Genomic DNA, 14,547 nt, shown 5'->3' with positions numbered 1-14,547 from the left:
AAGTTGCGGGGCTGTATAAGGCATAGCGTATGCGGTTCGCCGCACAATGAATTTGCGAAATGAAGACAGGCGGGGGATTGCTCAATGGATTTACAGGAACGGCTCGCGGAGATCGAGCGCCGCATTCATGAAGCTTGCCGGCGAAGCGGAAGAAGCGACGAGGACGTAGAAATCATCGCCGTCACGAAGTATACGACGCTGGAGACAACCGAGCGTGTGCTTCGGCTTGGCGTGGCCCATATCGGCGAAAGCCGGGCGCAGGATGCCCAGGTGAAGTGGGAAGCGTTGCATCCCGGAGGGACCTGGCATTTTATCGGCCACTTGCAAACGAACAAAGTAAAGGACATCGTCGGCAAATTCGATTATATTCATTCGTTGGACCGCATGTCGCTGGCCCAGGAAATCGAGAAAAAAGCGGCCCGCCTCGGTATCGCCGTCAAATGCTTCCTGCAGGTTAATGTTTCGGGGGAAGGCAGCAAGCAGGGGGTTGCGCCGGAGGAGCTGCTCGCATTTGCCCGGGAAGTCGCCCGAATGCAGCATATCCGGGTTGTCGGGCTGATGACGATGGCGCCGCTCGAAGCGGACGCCGAGGCGACAAGACCGGTGTTCCGAGGGTTGCGGCAATTACGGGATGAGTTGAACGATCACCTGATTTTTCCGTACCCCGTCCCGCACCTGTCCATGGGGATGTCGAACGACTACGAGGTTGCGATCGAGGAAGGCGCGACCTGGGTGCGACTTGGTTCGGTTCTCGTAGGAAGGTCGTATTAGGAGCTTATTCGAAGTGAAGTTTGCTTTTCGCGTCCAGCTCCCCGTTTCCCTGGTTCTCGGTATGCCGACTGCTGGCGTTGGAGTTCCCGCGTAACAACTGTAAAACCTGTCGTTAATTTGGTCCCCTCTGGCCTTTATTTGACCGATTAAATGGAAAACCTGAATCTATTTCAATCGATTTTAAGGCAATGGGAGAAAAACGAATATTTTAAATACAGGTTTTCCATTTATTTCGTCCAAGCCCTGTACTCCTTACGTAATAACTGCGTCTTTCCCGTTATTTCACAAGGGGGGCTGGGCGATGAAACGGCATAATATTTTCAAAAAGCTCAGCTTACACTTTCGACACGACCGCAAGGGTACGTGTCTTTTGTTTTTTCGGATAAATGCCCGTCGGCCGACACCATATCGATAAAAGCTTGCAGCGCGCTGCTGACGAAGGCATCGTTGCGCCAAACAAAATACGTGTTCACCCGGCTGTAGGCGGCAGGAATTTCGTGAATTCGAACGAGTCCTTCCGCCGCCGATTTCGAGATAACGGTCCTTGGCAGCAGCGAAACGCCGAGATTCGCCGCAACGCCGCCAAGAATCGCCTCGATCGTTCCGAACTCCATGACGAGCGGCTCCGTCAAGCCGACCGACTGCAGCCATTGCTCCAGCACGCTGCGGTAATAGCAGCCGATATTATACACGAGAAGCGGTTTCGTTACCGCGACCTCCGTATCGTCGATGGATGGCGAGGAGACAAGGACGAGTTCCTCCTCAAACGCGGTAGTCGATGCCAGCTCGGGATGCGAATTGCCGTAACCGACAAAAGCGCCGTCCAGCTCGTAATGCAGCACCTTCTCCATGAGCAGCTGCGATTGCCCGGTCGATAACCCCAGCTGCACATCGGGGAACTGCCGGTGGTAGGCAGCGAGCAGCTTCGGCATCCGAACGGCCGCAGCCGTCTGCATCGAGCCGATCGTCAGCCTGCCACGCGGTGCCGTTGACGCGCAGACGGCTTTGCCGGCTTCGTCCAGCAAACCGAGAATTTTGTCCGCATAATCGAGCAGCGTTCTGCCGCTTCCGGTGAGCGTCATCCCCCGGTTGTGCCGCAGGAACAACACGGTGCCCAGCTCCGATTCGAGCTGTTGTATTCGGGCGGTGACGTTCGACTGGACGTAATTCAGCCTGGTGGCCGCTTTCGTAATCGAGCCCTCGCGGGCCACCGTTTGAAACACGCGCAAATCTCCGCTTTCCATGGCCATCATCCTTTCTGTATCTAATGATTCTCTTTGGTATCACAATTAATGATGAAAGTTATCGATATCAATCATTTTACTTGAAAACAAAGCGCGATTACAATAAGGCGTATCAAACAAAGAGATACAGAGGAGCTGGGGACCATGAACAAATATGTCTATGTCGTGTTGGTGCTGTTATCGACTTTTCTGATGGGCATTGCGTTTCCCATCGGCAAAATGGGGATGGAATACGCGCCGCCCTTTTTCCTGATGAGCATCCGGTTTATCGCAGCGGGGGCGCTGCTCGCCCTGTTCCTGCGCAAAAGACAGCAACCGCGCGGCAAGCAGTGGTTTCAAGTGACGGTGCTTGGTTTGTTTCAATCGGCCGGCGTGATGGGGTGCGGCTATTACAGCATGTATTGGATCACCTCGGGCGAAACGGCGATCCTCACGAGCTCGAATCCGCTAATCGTCATCATACTCAGCTCGCTGTTTTTGGGTGCCGCGTACCGCTGGCAGCAATGGTTCGGCGTAGCGCTAGGTTTCGCCGGCGTGGCGGTCAGCTTCGGCCTGCACCTTACGCTGAATCCGGGCACCTTCATCAGTATTGCCGGAGCGGCCTGCTTCGCCATATCGACGCTGCTGGTAAAACGGTGGGGCGCCGGATTCGACATGATCGTGATGGCCGCTTATCAGATGCTGGCCGGAGGGCTTGCGCTGCTTGCGCTTAGCTTGCTGACCGAGCATCCGCATTTTATTTTTACAGGCGCTTCGCTGCTCATCGTCATATGGCTGGCTGTGATGTGTTCCATTGTTCAGTTCGCCGTCTGGTACTATGTGCTGAGCAAAGGGGATCCGGCGAAAACAAGCGCATTTTTGTTTCTGGTGCCGCTGTTCGCCGTCATCTCCAGTTGGTTTTTGTTAGGCGAGACGATTACGTGGTACACCGCGGCGGGAGGGGCGCTGATCTGCGCCGGGATTGTACTGGTCAACGGAATGGCTCAGCGGGCAGTCAAGCGGAGCCACATCCAGGATAAACAGCTCGCGCCCTCTTAATTGCTAGGGATTGCCGGAGCGGAAAAAGAACTTCAATGACGGAAGTTCTTTTTTTTTGTCCGCAAAATACGTCGGTACAAACGGACAATTGAATCGTCCCGTTCGAAAACCAACTATGGCAGGTTGGTGCGTCCAATGTATAATGAACGTATCAACGGACCATAGAGGAGAACGGGAACACCATGAACGAGCTTCAGCATGAGCAGCTGCGCAATGTGGGCATTTTCGCCCATGTCGACGCTGGGAAAACAACAACGACGGAGCAAATGTTATATATTAGCGGACATATTCGCGCGTTAGGCAGTGTCGATTCCGGCACGGCGCAGACCGATTGGCTCGAAGTGGAACGGGAGCGGGGCATATCCGTGCGGGCGGCGGTGACGCGGCTGACATGGAAAGAGACGCCCGTCAACTTGGTCGATACGCCGGGACACGTCGATTTCCTGTCCGAGGTGGAGCGTTCGCTAAGGGTGATGGACGGCGCCATTCTGATCGTATCGGCGGTGGAAGGCGTGCAGGCGCAAACCGAAGTGATCTGGCAAGCTTTGCGGGAGCTTGGCACTCCGACGCTCATCTATATCAATAAAATGGACCGCATCGGTGCCGACGGCAGGGCGGTGCTCGGGCAAATCCATCGTCTGCTTTCCAGGCAGGCGGTACCGATTCAAGCGCCGCTTGGCGCGGAGAGCGATTTCGCCGGCACGACAGATTTGCTCGTTGATGCCGTGGCGAGTTCCGTTGCTTTCCCCGAGGACGCGGCGTTTTACCGAGAGCTGCTCATGGCGACGGTAGCCGAGCAGAATGACGAGCTGATGACGTCTTACTTGGAGAACGACGGGCTTTCTTTCGTGGAGCTCATCTCCGGTCTAATCGGCGGCGCACATGGCGGGGAGCTGTTCCCCGTATTGTTCGGCGCATCAGCCCGCGGCATCGGCGTGCCGGAGCTGCTCGATGCGGTCGTGCGCTTGATGCCGCCGGCCGGGGGCTCGGAGGTGGCGCCTTTGTCGGGCGTCGTATTCAAGATGGAGAAGGATCCGACCATGGGCAAAATCGCTTACGTGCGACTGTACAACGGCGTTCTCCGCAATCGGGACACCGTGCTGAACTATACCTGGGACGTGCAGGATAAAGTGACGCAAATCCGCCGGGTGCACGGGCAGAAGACCGAGGACATCGGCGTGCTGAAAGCCGGGGACATCGCTGCCGTTTACGGCTTGAGCCGGGCGCGTATCGGTGACGTCCTCGGTTTGCCGGAAGGCGTGCCGGGCGAAACACGGCTTGCAGTGCCGCTGCTGACCGTGCAGGTGCGCTGGCAGAGCGAGGCGGATTACCCGGCCGTCGTGGCGGCGTTCGGGGAGCTGGCCGACGAGGATCCGCTGCTCGACCTGCAATGGCTGCAGGATGAGCGGGAGCTGCATCTGAAGGTGATGGGGCCGATCCAGATGGAGGTGCTCACGCATATGCTGCGAAGCCGGTTTGGCCTTGACGTGACATTCGGCGAGCCGTCCGTCATCTATAAGGAAACGCCGGCCAAGGCGGGAGAAGGCTTCGTCGCGTATACGATGCCGAAGCCTTGCTGGGCGGTGCTGCGTTTCCGGATCGAGCCGGGCGAGCGGGGCAGCGGGCTTGTGTACGCTTCGACCGCTAAGGTGGATAGGCTGCTGGAGAGCTACCAGAACGAGGTGGCGCGCCGCGTGCCGGAAGCGCTGCAGCAAGGACTGCTCGGCTGGGAGGTCACCGATCTGCGCGTCACCTTGGTCGAAGGGGAGCATCACGTGTGGCATACGCACCCACTCGACTTCGTCGTCGCTACGCCGATGGGCATCATGGATGGCCTCGCTAATACAGGCACGAAGCTGCTCGAGCCGATGCTGCGGTTCCGTTTGTCCGTTCCCGAGGAATACGGCGGCAAGCTGATGAACGAGCTCGTGCTCATGCGAGGCCAATTCGAGGCGCCGGTCGCCCGGGGCGAGCGGATGGAGATCGAAGGCGTGCTGCCTGTCGCGACGACGCTGGATTTCCCGGCGCGGCTTGGCTCGATGACGAAGGGGAGGGGCACGCTATCCACGTTTTTCGACGGCTACCGTGAATGTCCGCCGGACGTTCACGTGGAGCGGCAGCGCCGCGGCGTCAATCCGCTCGATCAGGCGAAATATATTTTGGCCGTGCGCAATGCGCTCAGCCAGAAATTTTAAAAAATATTTTTAAATCGACCGTACAGTTTTTACGCTTGGTTGCGTTAATACCGTAGAACACAAAGCTTCACAAGAGAGGAGATTTGCTTTCTATGCCGTTATTCGAGCGTATCGACAGCATTTTTGTGCCCGTGTCCGATGTGAAAACATCCGCCGCGTGGTACGAAAACCGGTTGCAGCTTAAGCCGCTTCCTTCCGAGGGTAGCGGCTTGGCGTCGTTTCAGGTATGCGAAGGGAAGACGAAGCTGACGCTGGTGGAAACGAAACATTTTCAACCGATCCGCTACATCGACGAAAAACATAAAGCGCCCTACTACAATTTGCACACGCTCCATTTTGAGCGAACGTGCGCCAAGTTGAGGGAAGCCGGCGTTCCGGTGTCGGATAGGATGGAGAACGAGTACATCTACTGCTGCGAGTTAACCGACCCCGACGGAAACTGGCTTGGCGTATGTTATGAGAAAGAGGGCTCGCCCTTCTACAAAGCGGAGCAAGAGGAGCCTCGCCTGTTCGACCGTGTCGGCGCGGTGTTCATTCCGGTGCGGGATTTGCAGCGTTCGCTCGAGTGGTATGAGAAGGGATTGGGGCTGACGCTTTACCACCATTGGGGGACAGGAGCCGATCTGGGCGTAAACGGCAAGGACAATCTGATCACGCTGCTGCAAACGGACGAGGTCGGCACGAGTTCGCTTGGAGATGCGGGACGGAGCTACTTCAGCTTTTTTGCCTCGGACTTAGAAGCGACGCGCAGCGTGCTCGACCGGAACGGCATTCCATCGATGGCATCGGCGGAGGAAGGGGCGTTTGCTTATAGCAGGCTGATTGATCCCGACGGGCACGGGCTTCTAGTTGTTTCCGGCGTGAAGGAATGGGCGGCTGCGACCGTCTAAGACCGTAACATTAGGGAACACATGTTTCCTTTATAGTTGGTATGTGGTATAATTATCCAAGTTGTATGCGAGGAGGAAGCTCTTTGAGTCGATTCATTAGTCACGTCCAAATTCCGGTTCAAGATTTAGAGAAAGCAGCGGAATGGTACGTTCAATATTTGGATTGCGAGTTTTTGGCCAATTTCGGCGATTTCGCATTGGTTCGGTTTAAAAATGACGGGGTCAACATTTTTTTATGGAAAACGTCGGATGAAACGACGGCTTCTTTCACCGTAAACGGCACGCCGCGAGCAACGATTGGCTTCCAGGTCGACGATATGGACGCGCTGCGAGAGAAAATACTGCAATCCGGAACCCGGATCGAGGGAGATGGACTTGCTGCTCCTGACGATGAAGGAAGAAGATTTCTTATTTTCTCCGACCTGTACGGGAATTGGCTTGTCGCGCATACGGCATAGGTATGACCGCACCGGCTGTAACATCATTTTATGATATGGAGGTTGTTCCTTCGTATGGAATCGGTAAGCGATAAAGTAGAATTGACCAACTATTATTTTAGCGGACTTGAAGCTTCCCAGATCGGAGCGCTCAAATCGGTCCTTAATTATTATCAAGCACCTATCTCGGCGTCATGGATTTATGGGATGACGGGCATGGCTTTTTTAACCGTGCATGATCAAACGTTTCTTAAGCCGAATGCCGGACCACCCGATTCGGATTTGTTCCGGTTGGCGCGAAATTTCGGATTGCATATCGAGGGTGTGCATACGTACGCAGAGCTTGAAAGGTTCCGAGAACTGCAGCTGGACATGTGGAATAAGGCCAAGGAAGCGATCGACCAGGGGTATCCCGTCTTTGCCAAAAACATCGATATCGAGAACCAAACCTCCGTTGTTTACGGATACGATTCGGCCGGGTATTACACTTATTCGTGGCATGGCGGAGAAGGGCACGATCTTGCGGACGATGTTATACCATGGGACAAACTGGGGAAATCGTATTGTCCTTGCAGCTATTGCAGAGGGCGCAGGGAGGGGCGAGATTCGAACGAAAACCGCGGGAACGATAAGGGGCTCATTTCTTTGCACTGGGCCGCCCCGGTCCCCGCAGCGGACCCGCGACTAGCCATCCAAGCCGTACTGGAATACGTCATTGCCTTAAACGATCAGGGATCGATTCATTGGCATAACGAAACTCTTTTTGTAGGAGAGCAAGCATATCAGGGATGGATTCAAGCTCTGGAACAAAACAAAATCGATAAATACTGGTTCAGCCTCACCTTGGAGCCGATCGCTGATGCAAGATCCCACGCGGTTCTCTTTTTGCGCGAAGTGAAAGATTTGGACATCGGCGTTTCTTCGGAACGGATCGACGAGGCTCTGGAGATTTATACGAAAGTAGCGGGAATTTATAAATATCTGGTGCAAAAATATCCCTACGAGCAGCCGCGCGAATGGATGGAAGATGCAGACCGCGAGGAGAGCGTAACATTGCTCAAGCAAGTCATGCAGTACGAGAAGCAGGCATTGGATATGATCAAAGCGTGGCATGAAGATATAAAAGCAATTCCTGAGTAACTGCTATTGAATTTTTGTATAAATGAGTGAGCGAGGGGTGATCGAAAATAAACCTTAGACATGAAATCGTTCAGATTTATTTGCCTGTAAGGGACATGAAAAAATCGGTTCAATGGTACGGCGAAACGTTCGGATATGATGTGATCTGGGAAGATGGACATATGGCGAACTTGAAGCTTGTTCACGGGCCGTTGCTGTTTTTGAAAAAAACGGCTGAAGCCGGACCGATTCATTTTACGTTCGAAGGGGCGGATCATCCGGTTATTAGCTTCAAAACTTCGGATATCGAAGCTTTTCATCGTGAATTGAAAGCACGTAATGTCGAAGTTGGGCCAATCAACGACTACGGAATGGGGAGCAATGGCCCTTATCGGGATTTTGAAATCAGGGATCCTGACGGTCATTTAATCGAAGTGAACAGTTATCCGGATCTAAGCTTACCGTGTTATAGAGGATATTGAAGAGGATACATAATACCTGAGTTTAGGAGGATCTTCAAATGAAAACGCATACCGAACAATTGAGCGTTCAAACCGAATCGATCGGCGAGCTGAAGCTGGTCGGATTGGCCGTTAACGTTGCTTTCGAGGGCGATAAATCGGCGATTAGCCGGACAAAAGCGCTGTTCAACGAAAGAAGGCACGAAATTAAGCATCAAATCAACGAAGAACGATATGTTTGCCCGTGGTTCAGCAACGACGTCATGTTCACGTACTTGTATTGCATGGAGGTCAGCAGTATAGAGTCTGTCCCTGACGGCATGATCGGCATCACCTTGCCTGCTTCGCAATACGCGACTGTATATTACGACGGTCCGAAACCATTCAACCCGGACCCCTATGGCGCTCTCTACGACTATCTGCGGCAAAATGGGCTGACTCATAAAAACGGCGGCATGAATCTGGAAATCTATTGGTTCGATCGCGAATGTACCGATGAGCGGATCAGTCTGCAAATTTGCGAACCGGTGGAATAGTCGGAATCTCAAGAATGAATAGCGCTGGATGGGGTGACTTTGATTGACATATGAAAAAAAAGAATTGGCGGAACTCATCATAACCGGCTTTAGCCTTCGTTGTCACCCGGAGGATTGTATTCATGAAATTCCTAAAGCAAGGGATATGCTGCTGCTTCGCAGAAACGAAATTGCGCATAGGGTCGATGACATGTGATCGGTGAGGGAGGACATATTGTGAATTTTCGCTATTTGGACGACATTTATTTGCCTGTTACAGACGTTGAAAAATCGGCTGCGTGGTATCGGGAGCACTTCGGTCTCAAGGTGATTCAGCGGGGAAACGTGGCGCAAGCTCCTGCAATTGCGTTGTCGTTTGCAAATACCGGCTTTGTGCTGGTCCAGTCCGATACGGTCAATCGGTATACGCATATTCCGTTTAATTTCCACACGAACCGGATCGAGGAGCTGCACCGTACGCTGCAAGCCAAAGGCGTTATCGTCACGAAACTGATCGATGAAGGGATGCTTTGCTGCGACTTTTACGATCCGGACGGCAATCGGGTCGGTTTGTGCTATGAATCGGCTCCCGAGGGGATAGAGTCCCATCTGGAAGTAGGTGGAACGTTTCTGGCCGTCCGCGATTTGGATGCGTCGGTACGTTGGTATCGGGATAAGCTCGGATTCGATTTTCATTATTTTAGCGCCACCGGAGGAGCGGGATATGTCGGGCCGACCCCGGACTATGTGGAAGGCCTGACGATCCGTTATGCGGGCGTTAGACCGTTTTCGCCCGAGTCGCCTTGGAGCAGAATGGCGCTTGTGGAAACGCCGGAGGTTTATCCGCTTATCCATATTCCGTATATGATCCAATCCTCCGATGCGAAGGAGGACTATATGCGGCTGCGGGCGTTAGGCGTTCAATCGTCCGACTTCCAGGATGATGGTTCGCGGAAACAGTTCCATTTCTATGATTACGACGGCAATCCGATTGGGATTGTCCAGAACGGTAAAGGGGAATGACGATGAACGGACCGAAGTTGACGGGCATCGACAGCATCTACATTCCGGTCAAAAACCGGGAGCAGGCCATGGCGTGGTTTATTCGGTATTTTGGCCTTGAGGTCGAAGGAGATCATTTGAAGATCGGCTCGCAGCTGGAGTTTTTCTTCTTGGAAACGGTTGACGAGACAACGACCAATTTTACGACCAAGGATTGGGTGCAAGGGGAGTCTCGATTTGAGATGCCGGCGTTTTGTTTCAGATCGGCCGATATCCAACGTTTGTACAGCGAGCTGAAAGAAGCGGGCGTTCGGGTAAGCGAGCTTATTCGTCATGGATGGTTCAGCGAATTTGATTTCTACGATCCCGACAATAACAAATTCAAAGTGTGGGAGCCGAATAAGCAAGCTCAATCATAGGAGGAGCGTAGGATGAGCCAATTATTGACGGGGCGGTACGGAATTATGCTGTATGTCCCCGATTTGGAACAAGCAAGCGATTGGTACTGCCGCAATCTTGGTTTTACGTTGGGGCCGCACGATTTGAACCATTTTGTAGAGCTTCACATCAATGGACAACATGTGCTGCATCTTTTTCATTCCGACGATTGTACTCCATTGTCTCAACCGATCATTTCGCTGCAAACCGGCGATATCGATGCGGCTTACCGTACATTGCGGGACAATGGGGTCGAAATCGTATCGGACATTGTTCGTCGTTCCGATCACGCGAGCTTTATATTCCGGGATCTCGCCGGGAATGCCGTAAGCATGGATCAGTTTTTTTAGACTCCCCCGGAAATGAAACAGCGACAGCCAGTGGACAAGAAAATGAATCCTGGACTGCCGTTATTTCATTAAAGCAGGCAGCCGAAATTTCTTTAGTAAATTATAAATCGCGAATATACCATGCGTCGCATGCAAAATGCTCGGAACCGGCAAGCGGCGCTTCCAACTGACGAAAACCGTGTTTCGTATAAAAGAGGTTAGCTGCCTGCATATTTTGCAGCGTTTCCAGATAACAAGCCCGATAATGCTGCTTTGCGAACCGGAGCGCGGTCTGCAGCAGCTCCGCTGCAATTCCTGTTCCCCTAGCTTCCGAAAGCAAATACATCTTCTGAAGTTCGCAAATCCTTTCCCCAGGGGAACCGAATTGCGCGATCCCACAGCCGCCAAGCATCTTGCCGTTTGCATCGAACGCAACCCAATAGGCCCTGCCCTCTTGGTTATAATACTCGAACAGGTGGCTTAAACTTGGGTCTTCCCATGCTAACCCTGCGCGATTTCCGCCAAACTCGACCAAGGTATGCCGGATAATCGCTTCAATGGCGCTGTTATCTATAGCCTGAATTGTTCTTATGTTCATTCACTGCCTCCATATCAACATGATGCTTATTTTCACCGTACAATTATAGCAGAAAAAGAAAGGAAGCGAAGTTTGTCATGAGACATCCATCGCTTCCTTCTTCGGTTAAGTTGGCAACTCCCTGGTCTAGCGAATCGGGATTTTAAGTTCGAGCCCGTTGTTGATCTCGGGTGCCTTCATTTCGATCGTTGACAACGTCAACTGCTTCTGCGCATCGATCGGCGGCAGCTTCATGACGAACGAGTACCGTCCCGGCTCCGCCTGGATCAAGTCCGGCATCGTGTCCTTGAATTTGTTCCCCGATTCGTCCTCAATCCATACGGCATCCGCTTGTTCATAAGGACTCGCGCCTTCGATATCGTAATAAAGCAGCGTCGCGTCCGCCGCGAACTCGACACGGGTAACCGTCAGTTTGCCGGCTTCGCCTTGGGATAACGTGATCGGCAATTGCTGCTGATTCAGCGGCGTCGTGTGATACACCGGTTCATGCTTTCCTGCTTCGGATGAGACGGAATACGGCCGAACGATCAGGTAGTCCGGAATCCGCCCGATCGGCGTAAATTCGAGGCGATGCTCGGTCAGGCGGAGCTTGTCGCCGTCGCTCGTTTGGCTGCTGCTGCTCGCGCCGGTGAACTGAAGGAGCACTCCGCGATCATCTAGCAATTGAAACAGGTTTTGATGAAACGGGATTTCCGCCACCTCCGCAGGTTCGATCATATCCACTTCGACGGAGGTTACCGCAGGCGAGAGGGTCACTTTTTTCGCTGTTAACGTGGCATCCTTGGACTGAATGCTCGGAGCATCGTTTTCTCCGAACGTTTTGACGAAAACACCGTCGGTCAGCTTCTTCACCGGGATCGTGAATGTCCAAGCTCCTTCGACGCTTAGGGGAATGCCGTCAACCTTGTGGCCCCAATTTTCCATCTTGCGGTATTCCAGCTTTAACGTGAACTGGTCCGGAAGCGGTTCTGTCGGCTTATAATCGATCAATCCTGCGTACATGCCGTCCTTGACCTGGTCGCCCCGCGCTCCCGAGCTGAAATTGATCGATTTTCCGTCCGCATACATTTCGGGGCGTTCCGGACGGAGATCGCTGTCGCCCTCGATCACGTATCCGACGGATAAACGGATGCCGTCATAGAGCACTTCCGTAATCGTCATCGCGATGTCTTGGTCTTCCGCTGTCATGTTGATTCGGGAAGACAAACCGGCTTCTCCCGATTGGCGAATGCCGTCGTCGCCCAGCATTTCGAAGACGGAGCCGATCACGGGCAGGCTTCGAATCGCCCGGGCCATGTCGGGATTCACGAGACTAACCCCGATGACGCCGCCGAAGGCGACGCTAGCGGCGATGACCGCGTAACCCGCTTTGCGCCATAACTTGCGGTTCGATCTCGCGGGCAAGGCTGCAAGCGTTTCGTCGATACGCGTGCGAACAACCTGAGGCGTATCCGGATAGCTCCCTTTTAGACGGCGTCCTAGCTCTGCATCGATCCACGAATCATTCATACATAACGCTCCTCTCATCATCAACGTTCAAAAAACGAACCAACTTTTCCCGGGCGCGGTACAAACGCGATTTGACCGTTCCTTCGGGCATGTCCAGCATCAAGGCAATGTCCTTGAGCGCCAAGTCCTCGATATAAAACAACGTGACGACCACGCGCAGCTCTTCCTCCAGGGAGCGGACCGCTTCCCACAGCTCCAAGCCCATCTGCATTTCATTGTCATACGCTCGTTCGACAAGCTCCGCCATCGGAATCACTTGCTTGTTCGTCTTCAGCATGCGCTGGCATACGTTAATCAGGATACGAATGAGCCATGTTTTGAAATAACCGGGTTCCTTGACCGAACGTATCGCCTGGAACGCCTTCAGAATCGTTTCCTGAATCGCGTCGGCGCATTCCGTATCGGACTTCAGGAACGATTTGGCCACCCGATACATCGTCGGCCGCTTTGATCAGACGCACGAACGCTTCGCGGTTTCCCTTTTGCGCCCGGATGACGTCTTCCGAATGATTCACTATATTCACCGCCTTCTTGTTATCTGTACATTAGATCACCCGGTAGTGCGGTAGGTTCACGGCAGAGCATTAATCATAGCAAAAACATAATAAAACCCTCATGCTAACCGGTTGCGGCCGGGCATGAAGGAAGTGGATCTGCCTTACTTTTTCGATGTTGGTTAAAAACGAAAGCTGCCTAATTTTACAACAAATGTTCTTCAAAATAACGCTCGAGCACCGTCGCAACGCCGTCTTGATCGTTCGTACCGGTGATTTCCGTCGCCGATCGCTTCAGAAGGTTGTAATTGTAAGCCCCAAGCACTAAACGAAATGCAATAATGAACCGATTATACCATGTGGGCGTATTTTTCACTCCGTTCAAAGAGTGATCGAAATTTGTTGCAAATTGTAAAAATCCGCTATATACTGTTACTGAACAAAATTTCATAAAAGAACAAATGTTCAACAGGATGTGGAGGCTTGTTATGGTAGGCAACGAGGAGAAAACCCGGCTGTTGGTTAAAGTGAGCAGTTTATATTACATCGATGGTTTGAATCAGCAGGAAATCGCCGCACGGCTTGGCATTTCAAGACCGCAAGTCAGCCGGATGCTCAGTTCGGCCAAATCCGAAGGGATCGTGCAAATATCGATAAAAAATCCGTATTCGGAGGAGCAGCAGTACGAGCGGGCGATCGCAGAGACATTCGGCATTCACGATGTGATCATCGTTAACGTTGCGGACGCCGACCGGGGGCTTGTCGATTTGCAGCTGGCAAGGACAAGCGCGGCATTGCTCGAAACGGTATTGAAAGACAACGACATCGTCGGTGTCATGGCAGGCAAAACGGTAGCCGCAATTGGCGCAGAGCTAGGCTTTACCGCTCGCAAAGGGCTGCAGTTCATTCCGCTAGTAGGCGGATGGGGAGCGGACGGCGCAACCTGGCATGCGAACTCGAATACGCGATTGTTCGGCGAGAAGCTGCGGTCGAAGTTTTTGCAGCTGCACGCGCCTGCCGTCGTCGCTTCGGCGGCCGCACGGGAAGTATTCTTGCAAGAGCCGGAAATCGCCGAGGTGATTCAATTCGCGAAACGGGCGACGGTAGCGATCGTGAGTATCGGACAAGTTTCCGATCAGGCAACGATGGTGCGAACCGGGTTTTTCGACGTCAAAGAGATGGAGGAAATGAAGCAGGCGGGCGCGGCGGCCAACTTGTGCACTTCGTTTATCGACGCCAAAGGCGCGGTAGTTCCGTATCCGACCGAATCGCGGATGATCGGGCTGTCCGCCGAGGAGCTGCGCGAAATCCCGAACATTATTGCGGTGGCTAGCGGCGAGGACAAGGTAGCAGCTGTCGGGGCTGCACTGAGAGGACGCTGGATGGACGTGCTGGTCACCGATTTGGAAACCGCCAAGGGCATTTTGGAGTGGCATCGCTTGCATCCGGTTTCCTAAGCGAAAGCGGAATGCGATGTATATAGATTAGTTCAGTTTATATTGAGGAG

16 protein-coding genes are annotated in these 14,547 nt (G+C 53.2%); 12 read left to right on the top strand and 4 right to left on the bottom strand.

From position 1 onward, the window contains the following. Positions 1-84 precede the first annotated feature (84 nt). Positions 85-771 carry a YggS family pyridoxal phosphate-dependent enzyme gene (locus AC0LWM_RS23175; RefSeq protein ID WP_474677378.1) on the top strand — a complete coding sequence of 229 codons (687 nt, stop codon included), beginning with the start codon at positions 85-87 and terminating at the stop codon, positions 769-771. A 329-nt stretch (positions 772-1,100) separates the two neighbouring features. On the opposite strand, the gene AC0LWM_RS23170 is transcribed toward AC0LWM_RS23175, so the two are convergent. Continuing rightward, on the bottom strand, positions 1,101-2,015 hold the full coding sequence (locus AC0LWM_RS23170; protein ID WP_474677377.1) for a LysR family transcriptional regulator: 915 nt from the start codon (positions 2,013-2,015) through the stop codon (positions 1,101-1,103). Positions 2,016-2,159: 144 nt separating this feature from the next. Here AC0LWM_RS23170 and AC0LWM_RS23165 point away from each other — a divergent pair, with 144 nt between their 5' ends. The 10 genes from AC0LWM_RS23165 (at position 2,160) to AC0LWM_RS23120 (ending at position 10,460) form a co-directional block, all read left to right on the top strand. Continuing rightward, a complete protein-coding gene (locus AC0LWM_RS23165) occupies positions 2,160-3,053 on the top strand; it encodes a DMT family transporter (protein WP_474677376.1) in 894 nt (297 codons plus the stop codon). Between the two features lie 182 nt (positions 3,054-3,235). After that, entirely contained in the window at positions 3,236-5,248 is a 2,013-nt protein-coding gene (locus AC0LWM_RS23160; protein WP_474677375.1) for a GTP-binding protein, read from the top strand. 92 nt (positions 5,249-5,340) lie between these two features. Beyond that, the gene (locus AC0LWM_RS23155; protein WP_474677374.1) at positions 5,341-6,138 is read left to right on the top strand and encodes a VOC family protein; all 798 of its coding nucleotides are present in this window, start codon (positions 5,341-5,343) and stop codon (positions 6,136-6,138) included. 83 nt (positions 6,139-6,221) lie between these two features. Beyond that, positions 6,222-6,596, top strand: a complete 375-nt coding sequence (locus tag AC0LWM_RS23150; protein ID WP_474677373.1) for a VOC family protein — start codon at positions 6,222-6,224, stop codon at positions 6,594-6,596. A gap of 54 nt (positions 6,597-6,650) precedes the next feature. Next, complete coding sequence (locus tag AC0LWM_RS23145) at positions 6,651-7,715, top strand: cysteine peptidase family C39 domain-containing protein (RefSeq protein WP_474677372.1); 1,065 nt, start codon at positions 6,651-6,653, stop codon at positions 7,713-7,715. A 47-nt stretch (positions 7,716-7,762) separates the two neighbouring features. After that, on the top strand, positions 7,763-8,176 hold the full coding sequence (locus AC0LWM_RS23140) for a VOC family protein (RefSeq protein WP_474677494.1): 414 nt from the start codon (positions 7,763-7,765) through the stop codon (positions 8,174-8,176). A gap of 38 nt (positions 8,177-8,214) precedes the next feature. Further along, the gene (locus tag AC0LWM_RS23135; protein WP_474677371.1) at positions 8,215-8,691 is read left to right on the top strand and encodes a GyrI-like domain-containing protein; all 477 of its coding nucleotides are present in this window, start codon (positions 8,215-8,217) and stop codon (positions 8,689-8,691) included. Between the two features lie 216 nt (positions 8,692-8,907). Further along, on the top strand, positions 8,908-9,693 hold the full coding sequence (locus tag AC0LWM_RS23130; RefSeq protein WP_474677370.1) for a VOC family protein: 786 nt from the start codon (positions 8,908-8,910) through the stop codon (positions 9,691-9,693). Positions 9,694-9,695: 2 nt separating this feature from the next. Further along, a complete protein-coding gene (locus AC0LWM_RS23125) occupies positions 9,696-10,091 on the top strand; it encodes a VOC family protein (protein WP_474677369.1) in 396 nt (131 codons plus the stop codon). A 12-nt stretch (positions 10,092-10,103) separates the two neighbouring features. Continuing rightward, on the top strand, positions 10,104-10,460 hold the full coding sequence (locus tag AC0LWM_RS23120; RefSeq protein WP_474677368.1) for a VOC family protein: 357 nt from the start codon (positions 10,104-10,106) through the stop codon (positions 10,458-10,460). Positions 10,461-10,560: 100 nt separating this feature from the next. Here AC0LWM_RS23120 and AC0LWM_RS23115 read toward each other — a convergent pair whose 3' ends face one another. The 3 genes from AC0LWM_RS23115 to AC0LWM_RS23105 form a co-directional block, all read right to left on the bottom strand. Next, positions 10,561-11,037, bottom strand: a complete 477-nt coding sequence (locus tag AC0LWM_RS23115; RefSeq protein ID WP_474677367.1) for a GNAT family N-acetyltransferase — start codon at positions 11,035-11,037, stop codon at positions 10,561-10,563. Between the two features lie 126 nt (positions 11,038-11,163). Continuing rightward, entirely contained in the window at positions 11,164-12,546 is a 1,383-nt protein-coding gene (locus tag AC0LWM_RS23110; protein ID WP_474677366.1) for a DUF4179 domain-containing protein, read from the bottom strand. Further along, entirely contained in the window at positions 12,539-12,982 is a 444-nt protein-coding gene (locus AC0LWM_RS23105; protein ID WP_474677365.1) for an RNA polymerase sigma factor, read from the bottom strand. Before AC0LWM_RS23105 ends, AC0LWM_RS23110 begins: the two co-directional genes overlap by 8 nt. 546 nt (positions 12,983-13,528) lie before the next feature. Here AC0LWM_RS23105 and AC0LWM_RS23100 point away from each other — a divergent pair. Beyond that, on the top strand, positions 13,529-14,497 hold the full coding sequence (locus AC0LWM_RS23100; RefSeq protein ID WP_474677364.1) for a sugar-binding transcriptional regulator: 969 nt from the start codon (positions 13,529-13,531) through the stop codon (positions 14,495-14,497). Positions 14,498-14,547: the final 50 nt, after the last annotated feature.

The organism is Paenibacillus sp. sgz302148 (assembly GCF_056120465.1).
Note: the sequence above shows the minus strand (reverse complement) of the source record. Positions and strands in the feature narration are given on the sequence as shown.